This is a genomic window from Citrobacter braakii (assembly GCF_002075345.1).
In the GTDB taxonomy this organism is placed as follows: Bacteria; Pseudomonadota; Gammaproteobacteria; order Enterobacterales; family Enterobacteriaceae; genus Citrobacter; species Citrobacter braakii.
Genome location: NZ_NAEW01000004.1, coordinates 87,267 through 103,824 on the forward strand (window position 1 = coordinate 87,267; position 16,558 = coordinate 103,824).

Genomic DNA, 16,558 nt, shown 5'->3' on the forward strand with positions numbered 1-16,558 from the left:
AGGCAAAGATGATGAGCGATCGTATTTTTGCAGGTATCTGGCTGTTGCTCTGCATAGCCGGGCTGTTCGTGGCCTGGCAAATCACCAGCGAATACAGCTATGAGCCGGTTGGGCCGCGTCCCTTTCCGCTTGGCATTATCAGCCTGATGCTGGTATGCGCCGTGGCGCTGCTGTTGCGCCATCCCGACACCATCAGTTGGCCCCGCCGCCACGTGCTGCAAAAGCTGCTGACAATGGTGATTGTTCTGTTGATGTACGCCTGGGGTTTCGAATGGCTCGGTTTTCCCATCGCCACCGCCATTCTCACCGTGGTAATTGGCATGCTGTTCGGCGCAACGATTCCGGCTGCGGGGATTTCCGGCGCGGTACTCGGCATTCTGCTGTGGTATGCCTTTGACCGACTGCTTGACGTCACCTTACCACTCGGCGCCTGGCTGGGTTAACGGAGAAACGATGGATACCTGGATTTATCTTTCTCAGGGTTTCGCGGTGGCCATGACGCCGGAAAACCTGGTCATCGCCCTGATTGGCTGTTTTGTCGGTACCATTGTCGGGCTGTTGCCTGGTCTTGGACCCATTAACGGCGTGGCGATCCTCCTGCCTCTGGCCTTCGCTTTGCATCTGCCTGCAGAATCTGCGCTGATCCTGCTGGCTACGGTCTACATAGGTTGTGAATACGGCGGACGTATCTCCTCCATCCTGCTGAATGTTCCCGGCGATGCGGCGGCGATTATGACCGCGCTGGATGGCTACCCGATGGCGCAGCAAGGCCGCGGCGGCGTTGCGCTCTCTATCTCGGCGGTCAGCTCTTTCATTGGTTCGCTTATCGCTATCGGCGGCATCATTCTGTTTGCCCCGGCGTTAGCCCAATGGTCGCTGGCCTTCGGTCCGGCAGAATACTTTGCCTTAATGGTTTTCGCCATTGCCTGCCTTGGCAGCATGATGGCGCAAAACCCGCTGAAATCATTTCTGGCAGCGCTTATCGGTCTCGGCCTTGCGACCGTCGGCGTTGACGCCAATACCGGGGTTTATCGCTTTACCTTTGACAGCGTTCATCTCTCCGACGGTGTGCAGTTTATCGTGGTAGTGATTGGGCTGTTCTCAGTCTCTGAAATACTGTTAATGCTGGAACATACCAGCAGTGGCCAGACGCTGGTGCGTAAAACGGGCCGCATGTTATTTAACGCCAAAGAAGGTGCGCAGTGCGTTGGCGCAACCCTGCGTTCATCGGTGATTGGCTTTTTCGTCGGCGTCCTGCCTGGCGCGGGCGCAACCATTGCCAGCGCTATCACCTATATGACCGAGAAAAAGCTCAGCGGTAATAGCGACAGCTTCGGCAAAGGGGATATACGCGGCGTGGCGGCCCCCGAAGCCGCCAACAACGCCTCGGCCTGTGGCTCCTTTATCCCGATGCTGACGCTCGGCGTACCGGGCTCCGGCACCACGGCGGTGATGATGGGCGCGCTGACGCTGTACAATATCACCCCGGGTCCGGCCATGTTCACCGAACAGCCGGACATCGTCTGGGGGCTGATTGCGGCGCTGCTGATTGCTAACGTGATGCTGCTGGTGATGAACATCCCGTTGATCGGCCTGTTTACCCGTATGCTGACCATCCCCTTGTGGTTTTTGGTACCGGCTATCGCGGCAGTCTCCGCGGTGGGCGTGTATGCCGTCCACAGCACCACTTTCGATCTGGTGCTGATGGTTGCCCTCGGCGTGCTGGGCTACATATTGCGCAAAATGCACTTCCCGATGTCGCCGTTGATTTTAGGCTTCGTTCTCGGGGAAATGCTGGAGCAGAACCTGCGTCGGGCGCTGTCTATCAGTAACGGTAATATGGATATTCTGTGGGCCAGCGGCGTGGCGAAAGTGCTGCTGGTGATGGCGGTACTGGTTATCGTGGTCCCGCCAGTGCTACGCCTGATTCGTAAACGTAACAGCAAACCACAGGTGGATATCAGCTAATAATATGCCGGATAACGGCGCTGACGCGTCTTATCCGGCATTTTCATCTTAATTCCTGAACGGCACTGAGTACGTGCTCAACAAACCGCGTCAGCTTAGGCAGCGGACGCAAATCTTGTCGCCACAGTAGATGAATCGGCCGCGGCTGCGGCGTAAACTTTTCCAGTATCCGAACCAGTTTCCCGGTAGCCAACTCTTGCGCCAGCAGCACCTCCGGTTGCAATAACAGTCCGGCCCCCGCTACCGCCGCCATACGCAGGCCATGACCATCGTTACAGCGCAGGATCGCATCGCGCTTCCATCTGACTTCGCCCGTCACGCCAGGCAGTATCCATTCGTTGCGAGCCGTCCACACGGTATGGGACAGGCACAGATGATCCACCAGATCCGCAGGCGTAAGGGGCGTGCCATGACGGGCAAGATAATCCTTTGATGCACAGATCGCCATACGGTAAGGGCACAGGTATTTCGCCACCACATCAGTCTGATGGATATCGCCAATACGGATCGCCAGGTCGACGCCTTCATTCACCAGATCAACCATCCGGTTGGTCAGATCCAGCTCAATGCGCACTTCCGGCCATGCCTGTAAAAACGCAGCGGCCAGCGGCGAGATAACGCAAGCGCCAAAAGAAGTAGGCGCGCTAATGCGCAGCGTCCCCGCAGGGGCCAGCCGCAGACGCTCTACCGAACGCTCGGCTATCGACACCTGCTCCAGCACGCGGCGGGCTTCTTCAAAATAGACACGCCCGGCATCGGTCAGGCTCTGGCGGCGAGTATTGCGCTCCAGCAGACGCGTGCCAAGCTGTGCTTCCAGTTGGGTGATATATTTTCCCACCATCACCGCAGACATCTCGAGTCTAGTTGCCGCGGAGGTAAAGCTTCCGCTCTCCACCACGGCGATAAACGTTTCCATGCCGCGCAGCTTATCCATATTACAAACTCCTGGTTAGTAATCATCTAACTTATAGCCAGTTTATCCGATTTCATTTTCATTAAAGAATAGCGGCTCACACTATTCTGGAGGTGGTTATGAAAATCGTCATTATTGGTGCCAGCGGTACAGTGGGGCGCGCAGTCACAGAAACGTTAAGCCGTAAACATGAGGTGATCCGCGTAGGTCGCACGCAGGGAGATTACCAGGTCGATATCACCTCGCAGGAGAGTGTCGAGGCATTGTTTGAAAAAGTCGGTCGGGTAGATGCGATCGTTTCCGCCACCGGCAACCTGTTCTTTGGCCCGCTGTCGACAATGACCGACGAGGACTTTAATCAGGGATTACAGGATAAGCTGTTAGGCCAGATACGTCTGGCATTAACCGGGCAACATTTCCTCAATGATGGCGGCTCGATTACGCTAATTAGCGGCATTATCGCCCATGAACCCATCGCACAAGGGGCGAATGCGGCAACGATCAATGCCGGGCTGGAAGGATTTGTGCGCGCTGCTGCCTGTGAGCTAGGTCGTGGTCAGCGCATAAACCTGATAAGCCCAACCGTACTCAGTGAATCCGCCGAAGCATACGATGGTTTCTTCCCAGGCTTTGAAAGCGTCCCCGCCGCTACCGTTGCCAACGCCTATCGCCGCAGCGTGGAAGGCATCCAAACCGGACGTATTTATAAAGTCGGTTACTGACTTTGCTGCTGCCGTTGAGTTACCCTCAGCGGCAGCATAATTAACTCTTTGTTTTAAAATAATATTACCTGCCCTTCCTTCTCATCCCCGCACTTAACCTCACTTTTTATAATGTTAAATAATTGTTGTTTTTGATCACAAATAATAAACAAACAAGCCCATTCTGTGCGCGTTTTTCAAAAATGTAGATATTTTTAATTTATGGCTACGAAACGAGCTGCGCCATATCTCCCTGACAATCTACTGAGAGGAACGATTTGATGAACGCACTGACTGCCGTAAAACCGAACGCTGATGATCCAGCCCAGCACTACAGCGGTTTCACGTTGAAACCATCAGCCCAGTCGCCTCGCCTGCTGGAGCTGACTTTTTCCGCTGAGACCACTGAGCAATTTCTGAAAGCCGTAGCGCAGTGGCCGGTGCAGGCACTGGAATACAAATCCTTCCTGCGCTTCAAAGTGGGCAAGATCCTCGACGACCTGTGCGGTAATCAGTTGCAGCCTTTGCTGCTGAAAACGTTGCTCGATCGTGCCGAAGGCGCACTGCTGATCAACGCTGTTGGCGTAGATGATGTGGCACAGGCTGAAGAGATGGTCAAGCTGGCGACGGCGGTAGCGCATCTTATCGGGCGCTCCAATTTTGATGCGATGAGCGGTCAATACTATGCCCGTTTTGTGGTGAAAAACGTTGATAACTCAGACAGCTATCTGCGCCAGCCGCACCGTGTAATGGAGCTGCATAACGACGGAACCTACCTCGAAGAAATCACCGACTATGTGCTGATGATGAAGATTGACGAGCAGAACATGACCGGCGGTAACTCGCTGCTGCTGCACCTCGACGACTGGGAACATCTGGATCAGTACTTTACCCACCCGCTGGCGCGTCGCGCCATGCGCTTTGCCGCACCGCCAAGCAAAAACGTCAGTCAGGAAGTGTTCCATCCGGTGTTTGACGTTGACCAGCAGGGCCGCCCGGTGATGCGCTACATCGACCAGTTCGTCCAGCCTAAAGATTATGAAGAAGGCGTCTGGCTGAGCGATTTGTCCGATGCGTTGGAAACCAGCAAGGCCATTATTTCCGTTCCGGTTTCAGTCGGTAAATTCCTGTTAATCAACAACCTGTTCTGGTTGCACGGTCGCGATCGCTTTACCTCGCATCCTGACCTGCGCCGCGAACTGATGCGCCAGCGTGGTTATTTCGCTTACGCGACAAACCACTACCAGACCCATCAGTAAGCGCGAAGGAATAAAGCGGATGTATGATTTTGTGATTATTGGCGGCGGCATTATCGGCATGTCGACCGCCATGCAGCTGATTGATGTCTATCCGGACGCCAGAATCGCGCTGCTGGAAAAAGAGTCCGGCCCGGCCTGTCACCAGACGGGCCACAACAGCGGCGTAATTCATGCCGGGGTCTATTACACCCCCGGCAGCCTGAAGGCGCAGTTTTGCCTGGCCGGAAATCGCGCCACAAAAGCCTTTTGCGACCAAAACGGCATCCGCTACGACGTCTGCGGAAAAATGCTGGTTGCCACCTCCGAACTGGAAATGGAGCGCATGCGCGCGCTGTGGGATCGCACCGCCGCTAACGACCTTGAGCGCGAATGGCTGAATGCGCAGGAGCTTCGCGAGCGTGAACCCAACATCACCGGGCTGGGCGGTATTTTTGTTCCGTCGAGCGGGATCGTCAGCTACCGCGAAGTCACCGCCGCGATGGCGAAAATATTTCAGGCCAAAGGCGGTGAGATTATCTACAACGCTGAGGTCAGCGCGCTAAAAGAGCACGCTGCGGGCGTTGTCGTACATACCCGTCAGGGTCAGGAATTTGAGGGAGCGACGCTGATTAGCTGCTCTGGCCTGATGGCGGACCGACTAGTGAAAATGCTCGGCGTTGAACCCGGCTTTATCATCTGTCCGTTCCGTGGCGAATATTTCCGTCTGGCGTCAGAACATAACCAGATAGTCAACCATCTGATCTACCCCATCCCCGACCCGGCGATGCCGTTTCTCGGCGTTCATCTGACCCGGATGATTGACGGCAGCGTCACCGTGGGCCCCAACGCGGTACTGGCATTTAAACGTGAAGGCTACCGTAAACGCGACTTCTCGCTCAGCGATACGCTGGAGATCCTCAGCTCTTCCGGCATTCGTCGCGTGCTGCAAAACAACCTGCGCTCAGGACTTGGCGAAATGAAGAATTCGCTGTGCAAAAGCGGTTATCTGCGGCTGGTACAAAAGTACTGCCCGAGTCTGACGCTCAAGGATCTGCAGCCCTGGCCTGCAGGCGTGCGGGCACAGGCTGTATCACCGGACGGCAAGCTAATCGACGATTTCCTGTTTGTCACCACGCCACGCTCAATTCACACCTGTAACGCGCCTTCTCCGGCAGCAACGTCGGCGATCCCTATCGGCGCGCATATTGTCAGCAAAGTTCATGCGCTGCTGGAGAACCAGAGTAATCCCGGACGCACGCTGCGTGCGGCACGTAGCGTGGAAACATTACACGCCGCATTCACCCGTTAAAACGATTTAGACAGGACGCAATTATGCAACTTAACGATCCAACCTTATTTCGCCAGCAGGCACTGATCGACGGCAACTGGCGTGACGCCAACAGCGGCGAGACCATCGCGGTGACCAACCCCGCCAACGGTCAGCAATTAGGTAGCGTACCGAAAATGGGGGCGGATGAAACCCGCGAAGCGATTAACGCCGCTAACCGCGCTCTGCCCGCCTGGCGTGCGCTGACCGCCAAAGAGCGGGCCAACATCCTGCGCCGCTGGTTCAACCTGATGATTGAGCATCAGGACGATCTCGCCCGTCTGATGACCCTGGAACAGGGTAAACCGCTGGCAGAAGCCAAAGGTGAAATCACCTATGCCGCTTCCTTTATTGAGTGGTTTGCCGAAGAGGGCAAACGTATCTATGGCGATACGATCCCCGGCCACCAGGCCGACAAACGCCTAATCGTCATCAAACAGCCGATCGGCGTTACCGCCGCGATTACGCCGTGGAACTTCCCCGCGGCGATGATTACCCGCAAAGCCGGTCCGGCGCTGGCGGCTGGTTGCACAATGGTGCTTAAACCGGCCAGCCAGACTCCCTACTCCGCACTGGCGCTGGCAGAGCTTGCCAATCGCGCCGGGATCCCGGCAGGCGTTTTCAGCGTGGTGACCGGTTCAGCGAGCGCGGTCGGCAACGAGCTAACTGGCAACCCGCTGGTACGCAAGCTGTCATTTACCGGCTCAACCGAAATTGGCCGTCAGTTAATGCAGCAGTGCGCCAAAGACATCAAAAAAGTGTCGCTGGAGCTGGGCGGCAATGCGCCGTTTATCGTCTTTGACGATGCCGATCTTGATAAAGCCGTGGAAGGCGCACTGGCATCGAAGTTCCGTAACGCTGGCCAAACCTGTGTCTGCGCCAACCGCCTGTACGTGCAGGACGGCGTGTATGACCGTTTTGCCGAAAAACTCCAGCAGGCAGTGAGCAAACTGCACCTCGGCGATGGTCTGCAACCTGACGTCACCACCGGACCGCTGATCGACGAGAAAGCGGTAGCCAAAGTGCAGGAACACATCGCCGATGCTCTGGATAAAGGCGCGCGCATTATCGCGGGTGGCAAACCTCACGCACTCGGCGGCAACTTCTTCCAGCCCACCATTTTGGTGGATGTGCCTGACAACGCGAAGGTCGCCAAAGAAGAGACGTTCGGCCCGCTGGCTCCGCTGTTCCGTTAAGGACGAGGCTGACGTCATCGCTCAGGCCAATGACACCGAGTTTGGTCTGGCCGCCTATTTCTACGCCCGTGATTTGAGCCGCGTCTTTCGCGTTGGCGAAGCGCTGGAATACGGCATTGTCGGGATTAACACCGGCATTATCTCCAACGAAGTCGCCCCGTTTGGGGGAATTAAAGCCTCCGGTCTTGGCCGTGAAGGATCGAAATACGGCATCGAAGACTACTTAGAAATCAAATATATGTGCATCGGCCTTTAATAAAATAAATACTGGAGAACACCTGATGAGCACCAACAAAGAACTTATGCAACGTCGCAGCAACGCCGTTCCCCGTGGCGTAGGACAAATCCACCCTATTTTTGCCGAGCGTGCAGAAAACTGTCGAGTCTGGGACGTTGAAGGCCGTGAATTCCTCGATTTTGCTGGCGGTATTGCGGTGCTGAACACCGGCCACCTGCACCCGCAGATCGTCTCTGCGGTAGAAGCACAGTTGAAAAAGCTGTCCCATACCTGTTTCCAGGTGCTGGCCTATGAGCCGTACCTGGAGCTGTGCGAAATCATGAATAAGAAAGTGCCGGGCGATTTCGCCAAAAAAACCCTGCTGGTGACAACCGGCTCGGAAGCGGTGGAAAACGCGGTGAAAATCGCCCGCGCTGCCACCAAACGAACCGGCACTATCGCCTTCAGCGGCGCTTACCACGGTCGAACCCACTACACCCTGTCGCTGACCGGGAAAGTAAACCCGTACTCTGCCGGAATGGGACTGATGCCGGGCCACGTGTACCGTGCGCTTTATCCTTGCCCGCTGCATGGCATCAGTGAAGACGATGCTATCGCCAGCATTCACCGTATCTTCAAAAATGATGCCGCTCCGGAAGATGTTGCCGCCATCGTGATTGAGCCCGTCCAGGGCGAAGGTGGTTTTTACGCCGCCTCTCCTGCTTTTATGCAACGTCTGCGCGCCATTTGTGACGAGCACGGCATCATGCTGATTGCCGATGAAGTACAGAGCGGCGCGGGCCGTACCGGTACGCTGTTCGCTATGGAGCAGATGGGCGTTGCGCCCGATCTCACCACCTTCGCCAAATCTATCGCCGGTGGCTTCCCGCTGGCGGGAGTGACCGGGCGCGCCGAAGTCATGGACGCAATCCCACCGGGCGGTCTGGGCGGTACCTATGCCGGTAACCCGATTGCCTGTGCCGCCGCACTGGCGGTACTGAATATTTTCGAACAGGAAAATCTGCTGCAAAAAGCCAACGAGCTGGGGCAAACCCTGCGCGAAGGCCTGCTGGCTATCGCGGAAAGCCACCGCGAGATTGGCGATGTACGCGGGCTGGGAGCGATGATCGCAATAGAACTGTTTGAAGACGGCGATCACACGAAACCAGACGCCAAACTGACCGCGGAAATCGTCGCGCGTGCGCGCGATAAAGGGCTGATCCTGCTCTCCTGCGGACCTTACTACAACGTACTGCGCATTCTTGTCCCACTGACCATTGAAGATGCCCAAATCCGCCAGGGGCTGGACATTATCGCTCAGTGTTTTGCCGAAGCGAAGCAGGGTTAACACCGCATTCGACCAATAAAAAACGCAATCCTCAGGCCGGATAAGGCGGAGCCGCCATCCGGCAGACAGGGTCAATAACAATAATACGCGTGCCCCGGCGCGGGAATGCCGGGGTGCTCTCCCAAGTGAAATACTTTCGAGAGGTTTAAAAGATGGGGCAAGTGTCACAATCACATGATTTAGGGGGCGGGCTGAAATCACGCCACGTCACCATGCTGTCTATTGCCGGGGTTATCGGCGCAAGTTTGTTTGTGGGTTCAAGCGTGGCGATTGCAGAAGCCGGTCCCGCAGTATTACTGGCCTATCTGTTCGCCGGATTGCTGGTGGTGATGATTATGCGCATGCTGGCCGAAATGGCCGTTGCCACCCCGGATACCGGTTCCTTTTCCACCTACGCCGATAAGGCCATTGGCCCGTGGGCGGGTTATACCATCGGCTGGCTGTACTGGTGGTTCTGGGTGTTGGTTATCCCGCTGGAAGCGAATATTGCCGCCATCATTCTGCACTCCTGGGTTCCAGGCATTCCTATCTGGCTGTTTTCTCTGGTTATCACGTTGGCATTAACCGGCAGTAATTTGCTGAGCGTCAAAAATTACGGTGAGTTCGAGTTCTGGCTGGCGCTGTGCAAAGTGATTGCCATACTGGCGTTTATCACTCTCGGCGCGGTGGCGATTAGCGGTTTCTATCCCTATGCCGAGGTCAGCGGAGTTTCGCGCCTGTGGGATCAGGGCGGCTTCATGCCCAACGGTTTTGGCGCGGTGATCAGCGCGATGCTAATCACCATGTTCTCCTTTATGGGCGCAGAGATTGTTACCATCGCCGCCGCCGAGTCCGACACCCCGGATAAGCACATCGTCCGCGCCACCAACTCGGTTATCTGGCGTATCTCTATCTTCTATCTGTGCTCTATTTTCGTGGTCGTCGCGCTGATTCCGTGGAACATGCCGGGACTGAAAGAGGTGGGCTCTTACCGCTCGGTGCTGGAGTTACTGCATATCCCACACGCGAAGCTGATCATGGACTGTGTCATATTGCTGTCGGTAACCAGTTGTCTGAACTCCGCGCTGTATACGTCCTCGCGTATGCTTTACTCCCTGAGCCGTCGTGGCGATGCTCCCGCCTTTATGGGTAAAACGAACCGGAGTAAAACGCCTTATGTGGCGGTGTTGCTGTCTACGGGTGCCGCGTTCCTCACCGTGGTGGTCAACTATTATGCCCCGGCCAAGGTGTTCAAATTCCTGATCGACAGCTCCGGCGCCATCGCCCTGCTGGTTTATCTGGTGATTGCAATTTCCCAACTGCGGATGCGCAAAATCCTGCTGGCGCGAGGCGGTGAAATTAAACTGAAAATGTGGCTCTATCCGTGGCTTACCTGGCTGGTAATCGCCTTTATTATCTTTGTGCTGGTGGTGATGCTCTTTCGCCCGGCTCAACAACTGGAAGTTATCTCTACCGGGTTGTTAGCCATAGGAATTATTTGCACCGTGCCTATTATGTCACGCTGGAAAAAACTGCTATCGTGGCAAAAAGCACCGTTGCAAAATACGCATTAAACCTTTTCCCGGCGCAGGCCGGGAAAACCGTTCAGGAGTAAGACCATGACCGCCATTCCCCAACCGACGGCCATTGATGGATACCGCTGGCTGAAAAACGACATCATCCGCGGTGTGTATCAGCCTGATGAAAAACTGCGTATGAGCCTGCTGACCTCACGCTATGAGCTTGGCGTGGGACCGCTACGCGAAGCGCTTTCGCAGTTGGTTGCCGAGCGGCTGGTCACGGTGGTCAATCAGAAAGGGTATCGTGTCGCCCCAATGTCCGAACAGGAGTTGCTCGATATTTTCGATGCCCGCGCCAATATGGAAGCCATGCTGGTCGCGCTGGCCATTGAACGCGGCGGCGACGCCTGGGAAGCTGAAATTCTGGCGCGGGCGCATATGCTCGGCAAGCTTGAAGCCGTTGACGCCAGTGAACAGATACTCGACGAGTGGGATCAGCGCCATCAGGCTTTTCACTCGGCAATTGTCGCTGGCTGCGGTTCACAGTATCTGCTGCAAATGCGCGAACGGCTATTCGATTTGGCGGCGCGCTACCGGTTTATCTGGCTGCGAAAGACGGTGCTGTCGGTGGAGATGTTGGAAGATAAACACGATCAGCACCAAACGCTGACCGAAGCAATTCTGGCACGCGATGCTGCACGTGCCAGCGAATTAATGCGCCAGCACCTGCTGACGCCCATTCCGATTATTCAACAAGCGATGTCCGGCAAATTGCTGACGCAATAAGCCTGAACTTTCTTATTGTTCTGGAATACGCAAAACCTGCCCTGGATAAATTTTATCCGGGCTTTTCAGCATCGGTTTATTCGCTTCAAATATCTGGTTATACAGGTTGGCGTTACCGTATACCTGTTTGGCAATAGCGCTCAGGGTATCTCCTGATTTTACGGTATAAAACTGGCTTTCACTCGCCGGCGCAGAAGTTTTTACCTGATCGTCGACGCTGGCAATACCAGAGATATTACCAATCGCAATCAGGATTTTTTCTTTCGCTTCCTGACTTAATCCATCGCCAGAAACGGTGGCTTTACCTTCGTTAATTTGGACGTTCACTTTATCCGCATCCGGGATGCCCGTTTTGTTCAGGTGTTCCTGTACCTTTTTTGCCAGATCGGCAGTGTCATGGTTGCCAGTAACCGCATCCCACAGTTTTTCACCCGCATCTTTTACAAAATTAAAGAGTCCCATATCCACCTCGGTAGTTAACAATCAACACCAGGAAGTGTAGCAGAGGAGAAAGAAGCGCAAAGAAAACGGCGCCAGAGCGCCGTAGTAGAAAAGTAATTAGTTACGCGTTTGTATCCAGAAGGCGTGGATCAGACCCGGGATGTAGCCCAGCAGCGTCAGAACAATATTGAGGATAAATGCCCAGCCGAACCCCTTCCCCAGCAGCACGCCAAGCGGGGGCAGAATAATAGTAAAAACGATTCTCCAGAAACCCATACACACTCCATACAAGCAAAAAGTTACTCATTGTTTAAAAAGAGATTTTATCTCTAAGCATAGTCAGTGTACCTAACTCTGCCAGCCTTCCCTTGCTGTTTTACCCTCCTTTACGCTCTTTACGCTGGCGTACGTTGACTGTTTATTTTAGAATAAGCTTAATTTAGAACATGCTTAAATACATATGACTGAACTTGAACAACTCCAGGCCAGCGCTGAGCAGGCTGCTGCCTTGCTAAAAGCGATGAGTAACCCGAAAAGGTTGCTGATTTTGTGCATGCTCTGCGGCTCACCCGGTACCAGCGCGGGCGAATTAGCCCGTGTTACCGGCCTGAGTCCTTCCGCCACTTCGCAGCATCTGGCGCGTATGCGTGAAGAGGGCCTGATAGACAGCCAACGCGATGCCCAGCGCATCCTGTACTCCATCAAAAATGCGGCCGTGAATTCACTGATCGCCACATTAAAAACACTGTATTGCCCATAAGGAGCCATCATGACCATTGGGACGATTTCCCCACGCGAGGCGCAGACGCTGGTCGCACAAGGCGCAAAACTGATTGATATCCGCGATGCTGACGAGTATCTGTACGAGCATATTCCGGAGGCGCATCTGGCGCCATTACCTACGCTAGAGCAGGGATCGCTGCCTGCAAATTTACGCGCCGGGCAGGTGATTTTTCACTGCCAGTCAGGCAAACGTACACAAAACGCGGCGACAAAACTGAACGCTATTGCCGCGCCTGCGCAGGTCTGGTTGTTGGAAGGTGGCATTGACGGCTGGAAAGCCGCAGGTTTTCCGGTGGCAAAAGATCGTTCACAACCGTTACCGCTGATGCGCCAGGTGCAGATAGCCGCAGGCAGCCTTGCCTTACTCGGCGTCATTCTGGGCTACACCGTTAGCAGCGCCTTCTTCCTGCTGAGCGGTTTTGTGGGCGCCGGGCTAATACTCGCTGGCGTGACCGGCTTTTGCGGCATGGCGCGATTGCTGGATATCATGCCCTGGAACCGACGTACTCATTAAGCGGTAATCATTGAAACTGCGCTGTACCCGCTGATTGACGTGATCTATGGTGAGTTCTGCGATAAATAAAGGAGAGCAATATGTTTAAACCTGGCGATCTGGTTCAACCACGCATGGGTGGACCTAAACTGAAAGTTGTCGAAGTCAATGGCGATCACATTGTGGCGGTACACGCCAGTAATGAAAGCGGCGAAAAATTCACGCTAAAAGCAGCTGACGTGACGCGATATACCGAAGAGGGTGATTTTGGCGTTTGCTGAAAATAAGCGGTGAGGTCGCCCTCACCGCATTAATAATCAGATCAAAAAGTCATCAAGAGATTTACCGGCAGCCAGTGCCTGGGCAATTGGCTTCGGTGTGCGACCCTGTCCGGTCCATGTTTTTGTTTCACCATTGAGATCGGTAAAACGATATTTCGCCGGGCGCGGCTGACGTTTTTTAACTGAACCTGCCGTCGCAGGCGTCATGCTCAGTAGCTCTTCCGGATTGATCCCGTCTGCCTGCATCAGCGCCAGCAAAGTATTAATTTTTTCCTGCTGTTCTGCACGTTGGCGCTGTAGTTGTTCTTCTTCATCGCGGCGTTCTTTGGTCACTACCCTGAATTTTTCAAGCATATCTTCCAGCACATCAACGGAAAATTCACGAGCCATTGCACGCAGCGAGCGGATATTATTTAAGTTTTTTAACATTGAACTCATATTAACAAAACCTCTTTAACGTAAAACATAAAAACGGTATTACCCTAAATATTGTATGCAACTGCTTATTATATTTCCAGTCTAATTTATTCGCATATTACTAATCAAAAAAGCTAATTCGTGTATTTATAGCATCCATTTTGACATCGCCTATGCGATATATTCTATTCCTCTGCTAGTCGCTATAAATATACCTGCAAGGAGTCTCAGGGTATCAGTCGAGAAACAGGCCACAACATCGCGCGGAGCCGGTGCGTATACATATTGCACATTAGTCAACATTGAGAAAAGGAGCGCAAAAAATTCAGAAAAACAAATTTCCATAACCCATTGATCTAAAATGCCTTTAATTAAATCAGCAACGAAAATACCAAAACGAACAAAAAACAAACCATTGCAGAGCATTTTATCGACAAAAAGGCAATAAATAAAAATTTTAAGCTAGTTGCTAGTTATTATCCAGGCAGATATCCTATTCAAACGCGAAAGCAGCAAGACAAATCACTAGCAAGAAGGTATTCAAAACCTTTTTTTCCCTTTTTACAAGGAGCATTAACATGTTCTCTCCGCAGTCACGCTTGCGTCATGCAGTAGCAGACACGTTCGCGATGGTTGTTTATTGTTCTGTCGTGAACATGTTGATCGAAATATTCCTTTCAGGAATGAGCTTCGAACAGTCTCTGTACTCCAGACTGGTGGCTATCCCCGTCAACATCCTGATCGCGTGGCCATACGGCATGTATCGCGATTTGTTTATGCGCGCGGCGCGTAAAGCCACGCAAGCAGGATGGGGGAAAAACCTGGCGGACGTGCTGGCTTATGTCACCTTCCAGTCACCAGTGTATGTGATTATTCTATTGACGGTTGGCGCAGACTGGCACCAGATTACGGCTGCAGTAAGTTCGAACATCGTGGTATCAATGCTGATGGGCGCGGTCTATGGCTACTTTCTTGATTATTGCCGCCGCCTGTTTAAGGTCAGCAGCTATCACCAGGCTAAAGCCTGACAGATCTCTTCGCGACTGGCCCTGCCAGTCGCATTATTAGTTTGAACTAACGTCGCCAAACAACCCACTCAGATAACGCTCAAGCGCAATTCGCGAACTGAAGCCGTGCGGAATACCATAATGTTCGTGAGTCTCTCCGGCTAAATATAGCGGGAATTGCTGGTAGTGATCGCAGGTTTTAATATCCGTCGCAGGTTCCGCCAGCGAAGAGCTGCGCTCTTTTAGCGTGGGATGGATAACTAATGCGGTACGTCCCATACGTGCTTCACGGTTAACGTACACATAATTTTCGCCACGACGATAGCCGTACGTTTTTTGCGTCACTACATCGACGGTAAAGCCCACTTTTTCAAGTACGCGCGCCACCTCATCAGGTCGTAAATACATATATTTTCCTCGTTATCTTTTTTACTGCGGGCTTACCTTACCTGATTCAGCATTAGCAACGCTTTCAGAAAAGTCCATAAACGAGTGGCGATGGTGGGAGGAATATCTTAAGAACCGCGCAGAATTATGTCAGCGACATCCGCAGTTGATACGCCGCCTGCTGCGCCATTTCCACCGAGCTGATGTTGGTAAACGACAGCAATATTCCCCCCTTTCCTGCTGAAGTTATTCGCCAGCGGCTTAACGCCTGAACCGCCAGCCCGGCCTGATTCGCTTTGCGCACTAGCGCAACATCATCTCCGTCGACAGTTATCACCAGCTGAATCCCTCCTTCCTGAGGAATGACGTTAAACCCTTGTTCGCTCAACGCGTTTTCCATCCATTGACGTCGCAGGGCATAATTCTGGCGCATACGTTTTAAGTGCCGCCAGAAGTGGCCATCTTGCATAAAATCCGCCAGCGTTTGCTGCCATAAAACCGGAACGCTACAGGCCGTTAGCGCCGCCTGCTGACGAAAATGTTCGACCTGAGTCAGGGGTACCACCAGCCATGCCGTGCGCAAAGCCGGAAACATCGATTTGCTGAACGTTCCGGCATAAATCACCCGCTGGGGCGCATCCAGACTTTTTAGCGGCGGCAACGGTTTGCCGTGGTAGCGAAATTCACTGTCGTAATCATCTTCAATGATCCACGCCTGCGCCCGAGTCGCCCATTCAAGCAGTTGGTGGCGACGGTCTAATGACAGGGCGACGCCCAGCGGACTTTGGTGTGCGGGTGTGAGCAGCACAAAACGCGCCTGCGGGTAGTCACGGATCCCAGCGCAGACATCCAGGCCATCGGCATCAACCGACACCGGCATCAGCTCAATGCGCTCCTGAGCCACCACGGGGTGAATCAACGGAAAGCCAGGATCTTCGACCCACATCCCCTCACCGGGTTGAGACAGAGCGCGCAGGATTAACGTCATTGATGCCGCGTAGCCTGAAGTAATAAAAATCTGCTCCGGCTGGCACTCAATACTGCGTGAGACGCGCAGGTAATCGACAATCGCCTGACGTAAAACCCGTTCGCCGCAAACATCGCCCACGGCCAGGTCAAAACGCGTTTGGGTGCGTAAACGCCGCCCCATCACCCGCGCCCAGACGTCCCGCGGGAAGAGATCGAGTGCGGGTAATCCCATCTGAAAAGGCTGCGGCCTGGGGTTTTCTCCGGCGAAGATGGCGGGAGACACAGGTGCGTTTTCCGGTCGCAGTTGCTCACTGACAAATGTTCCTGCCTGCCCGCGCCGCGTGAGCCAGCCCTGCGCCACCAGATCTGCATAGGCATTTTCCACCGTCGAACGTGATACCCCCAGCTCCTGGGCCCAGGTCCGACTGGAGGGCAATCTTGTGCCTGGCTTTAGTTCACCTTTCTCAATGGCGTTTTTTAACTGACGGGCGATTTGCTGATAGCGTGGCATTTATGGTCTGCTTTTTTGGCAACAATATGGCTCTCTATAGCAGTCCATTATAGTGCTACATTGCGGGTCATCCAAA

At 53.8% G+C, this 16,558-nt stretch carries 18 protein-coding genes and 1 pseudogene; 13 read left to right on the forward strand and 6 right to left on the reverse strand.

All coding sequences use genetic code 11. The features are described from left to right. The first annotated feature begins 8 nt into the window (after positions 1-8). Positions 9-443: a tripartite tricarboxylate transporter TctB family protein gene (locus tag BZK42_RS10260; RefSeq protein WP_087050849.1), complete on the forward strand. Its 435-nt coding sequence runs from the start codon at positions 9-11 to the stop codon at positions 441-443. Positions 444-453: 10 nt separating this feature from the next. After that, a complete protein-coding gene (locus tag BZK42_RS10265; protein ID WP_016154129.1) occupies positions 454-1,968 on the forward strand; it encodes a tripartite tricarboxylate transporter permease in 1,515 nt (504 codons plus the stop codon). 43 nt (positions 1,969-2,011) lie between these two features. On the opposite strand, the gene BZK42_RS10270 is transcribed toward BZK42_RS10265, so the two are convergent. After that, the gene (locus BZK42_RS10270; RefSeq protein WP_080859119.1) at positions 2,012-2,902 is read right to left on the reverse strand and encodes a LysR family transcriptional regulator; all 891 of its coding nucleotides are present in this window, start codon (positions 2,900-2,902) and stop codon (positions 2,012-2,014) included. A 98-nt stretch (positions 2,903-3,000) separates the two neighbouring features. On the opposite strand from BZK42_RS10270, the gene BZK42_RS10275 reads away from it, so the two are divergent. The 7 genes and pseudogenes from BZK42_RS10275 to csiR all read left to right on the forward strand — a co-directional run bounded on the left by BZK42_RS10275 (position 3,001) and on the right by csiR (position 11,193). Continuing rightward, positions 3,001-3,603: a short chain dehydrogenase gene (locus BZK42_RS10275; protein WP_047414795.1), complete on the forward strand. Its 603-nt coding sequence runs from the start codon at positions 3,001-3,003 to the stop codon at positions 3,601-3,603. Positions 3,604-3,863: 260 nt separating this feature from the next. Next, positions 3,864-4,841, forward strand: a complete 978-nt coding sequence (gene glaH, locus BZK42_RS10280) for a glutarate dioxygenase GlaH (protein WP_016154132.1) — start codon at positions 3,864-3,866, stop codon at positions 4,839-4,841. A gap of 19 nt (positions 4,842-4,860) precedes the next feature. After that, positions 4,861-6,129 (forward strand): L-2-hydroxyglutarate oxidase, encoded by a 1,269-nt coding sequence (lhgO, locus tag BZK42_RS10285; protein ID WP_080859120.1) that lies wholly within the window; start codon positions 4,861-4,863, stop codon positions 6,127-6,129. A 23-nt stretch (positions 6,130-6,152) separates the two neighbouring features. Beyond that, positions 6,153-7,599: pseudogene (gene gabD, locus BZK42_RS10290) on the forward strand (NADP-dependent succinate-semialdehyde dehydrogenase). 25 nt (positions 7,600-7,624) lie between these two features. Next, complete coding sequence (gabT, locus tag BZK42_RS10295; RefSeq protein ID WP_047358822.1) at positions 7,625-8,908, forward strand: 4-aminobutyrate--2-oxoglutarate transaminase; 1,284 nt, start codon at positions 7,625-7,627, stop codon at positions 8,906-8,908. 152 nt (positions 8,909-9,060) lie between these two features. Beyond that, positions 9,061-10,461: a GABA permease gene (gene gabP, locus BZK42_RS10300; protein WP_016154136.1), complete on the forward strand. Its 1,401-nt coding sequence runs from the start codon at positions 9,061-9,063 to the stop codon at positions 10,459-10,461. A 45-nt stretch (positions 10,462-10,506) separates the two neighbouring features. Beyond that, entirely contained in the window at positions 10,507-11,193 is a 687-nt protein-coding gene (gene csiR, locus BZK42_RS10305) for a DNA-binding transcriptional regulator CsiR (protein ID WP_080859121.1), read from the forward strand. A 12-nt stretch (positions 11,194-11,205) separates the two neighbouring features. Here csiR and lysM read toward each other — a convergent pair whose 3' ends face one another. Continuing rightward, positions 11,206-11,655 carry a peptidoglycan-binding protein LysM gene (gene lysM, locus BZK42_RS10310; RefSeq protein ID WP_016154138.1) on the reverse strand — a complete coding sequence of 150 codons (450 nt, stop codon included), beginning with the start codon at positions 11,653-11,655 and terminating at the stop codon, positions 11,206-11,208. A gap of 96 nt (positions 11,656-11,751) precedes the next feature. Continuing rightward, positions 11,752-11,910 carry a YqaE/Pmp3 family membrane protein gene (locus BZK42_RS10315; RefSeq protein ID WP_003037242.1) on the reverse strand — a complete coding sequence of 53 codons (159 nt, stop codon included), beginning with the start codon at positions 11,908-11,910 and terminating at the stop codon, positions 11,752-11,754. 184 nt (positions 11,911-12,094) lie between these two features. On the opposite strand from BZK42_RS10315, the gene BZK42_RS10320 reads away from it, so the two are divergent. From BZK42_RS10320 to BZK42_RS10330, 3 genes are all read left to right on the forward strand, one after another. Continuing rightward, complete coding sequence (locus BZK42_RS10320; RefSeq protein ID WP_016154139.1) at positions 12,095-12,394, forward strand: ArsR/SmtB family transcription factor; 300 nt, start codon at positions 12,095-12,097, stop codon at positions 12,392-12,394. 9 nt (positions 12,395-12,403) lie between these two features. Continuing rightward, positions 12,404-12,931, forward strand: coding sequence for a rhodanese family protein (locus tag BZK42_RS10325; protein WP_016154140.1), 528 nt, complete (start codon positions 12,404-12,406; stop codon positions 12,929-12,931). A gap of 80 nt (positions 12,932-13,011) precedes the next feature. Beyond that, positions 13,012-13,191: a hypothetical protein gene (locus BZK42_RS10330; protein ID WP_016154141.1), complete on the forward strand. Its 180-nt coding sequence runs from the start codon at positions 13,012-13,014 to the stop codon at positions 13,189-13,191. Positions 13,192-13,227: 36 nt separating this feature from the next. Here the strand turns inward: BZK42_RS10330 and stpA are convergent, their stop codons facing one another. Further along, positions 13,228-13,629, reverse strand: coding sequence for a DNA-binding protein StpA (gene stpA / locus BZK42_RS10335; RefSeq protein ID WP_016154142.1), 402 nt, complete (start codon positions 13,627-13,629; stop codon positions 13,228-13,230). Between the two features lie 557 nt (positions 13,630-14,186). Between stpA and alaE the strand changes: the two genes are divergently transcribed. Beyond that, entirely contained in the window at positions 14,187-14,636 is a 450-nt protein-coding gene (gene alaE / locus BZK42_RS10340) for an L-alanine exporter AlaE (protein ID WP_016154144.1), read from the forward strand. Between the two features lie 36 nt (positions 14,637-14,672). Here the strand turns inward: alaE and BZK42_RS10345 are convergent, their stop codons facing one another. Together BZK42_RS10345 and pdxR are read right to left on the reverse strand one after the other, a co-directional pair. Beyond that, positions 14,673-15,023, reverse strand: coding sequence for a DUF2002 family protein (locus BZK42_RS10345; RefSeq protein WP_016154145.1), 351 nt, complete (start codon positions 15,021-15,023; stop codon positions 14,673-14,675). Between the two features lie 124 nt (positions 15,024-15,147). Then, the gene (gene pdxR / locus BZK42_RS10350; protein ID WP_046274850.1) at positions 15,148-16,482 is read right to left on the reverse strand and encodes a MocR-like pyridoxine biosynthesis transcription factor PdxR; all 1,335 of its coding nucleotides are present in this window, start codon (positions 16,480-16,482) and stop codon (positions 15,148-15,150) included. Positions 16,483-16,558: the final 76 nt, after the last annotated feature.

Excerpts from the sequence above, each read along its gene's own strand:
- BZK42_RS10260 (WP_087050849.1), top strand. The coding sequence starts at position 9 with ATGATGAGCGATCGTATTTTTGCAGGTATCTGGCTGTTGCTCTGCATA.
- BZK42_RS10265 (WP_016154129.1), top strand. The coding sequence starts at position 454 with ATGGATACCTGGATTTATCTTTCTCAGGGTTTCGCGGTGGCCATGACG.
- BZK42_RS10270 (WP_080859119.1), bottom strand. The coding sequence starts at position 2,902 with ATGGATAAGCTGCGCGGCATGGAAACGTTTATCGCCGTGGTGGAGAGC.
- BZK42_RS10275 (WP_047414795.1), top strand. The coding sequence starts at position 3,001 with ATGAAAATCGTCATTATTGGTGCCAGCGGTACAGTGGGGCGCGCAGTC.
- glaH (WP_016154132.1), top strand. The coding sequence starts at position 3,864 with ATGAACGCACTGACTGCCGTAAAACCGAACGCTGATGATCCAGCCCAG.
- lhgO (WP_080859120.1), top strand. The coding sequence starts at position 4,861 with ATGTATGATTTTGTGATTATTGGCGGCGGCATTATCGGCATGTCGACC.
- gabT (WP_047358822.1), top strand. The coding sequence starts at position 7,625 with ATGAGCACCAACAAAGAACTTATGCAACGTCGCAGCAACGCCGTTCCC.
- gabP (WP_016154136.1), top strand. The coding sequence starts at position 9,061 with ATGGGGCAAGTGTCACAATCACATGATTTAGGGGGCGGGCTGAAATCA.
- csiR (WP_080859121.1), top strand. The coding sequence starts at position 10,507 with ATGACCGCCATTCCCCAACCGACGGCCATTGATGGATACCGCTGGCTG.
- lysM (WP_016154138.1), bottom strand. The coding sequence starts at position 11,655 with ATGGGACTCTTTAATTTTGTAAAAGATGCGGGTGAAAAACTGTGGGAT.
- BZK42_RS10315 (WP_003037242.1), bottom strand. The coding sequence starts at position 11,910 with ATGGGTTTCTGGAGAATCGTTTTTACTATTATTCTGCCCCCGCTTGGC.
- BZK42_RS10320 (WP_016154139.1), top strand. The coding sequence starts at position 12,095 with ATGACTGAACTTGAACAACTCCAGGCCAGCGCTGAGCAGGCTGCTGCC.
- BZK42_RS10325 (WP_016154140.1), top strand. The coding sequence starts at position 12,404 with ATGACCATTGGGACGATTTCCCCACGCGAGGCGCAGACGCTGGTCGCA.
- BZK42_RS10330 (WP_016154141.1), top strand. The coding sequence starts at position 13,012 with ATGTTTAAACCTGGCGATCTGGTTCAACCACGCATGGGTGGACCTAAA.
- stpA (WP_016154142.1), bottom strand. The coding sequence starts at position 13,629 with ATGAGTTCAATGTTAAAAAACTTAAATAATATCCGCTCGCTGCGTGCA.
- alaE (WP_016154144.1), top strand. The coding sequence starts at position 14,187 with ATGTTCTCTCCGCAGTCACGCTTGCGTCATGCAGTAGCAGACACGTTC.
- BZK42_RS10345 (WP_016154145.1), bottom strand. The coding sequence starts at position 15,023 with ATGTATTTACGACCTGATGAGGTGGCGCGCGTACTTGAAAAAGTGGGC.
- pdxR (WP_046274850.1), bottom strand. The coding sequence starts at position 16,482 with ATGCCACGCTATCAGCAAATCGCCCGTCAGTTAAAAAACGCCATTGAG.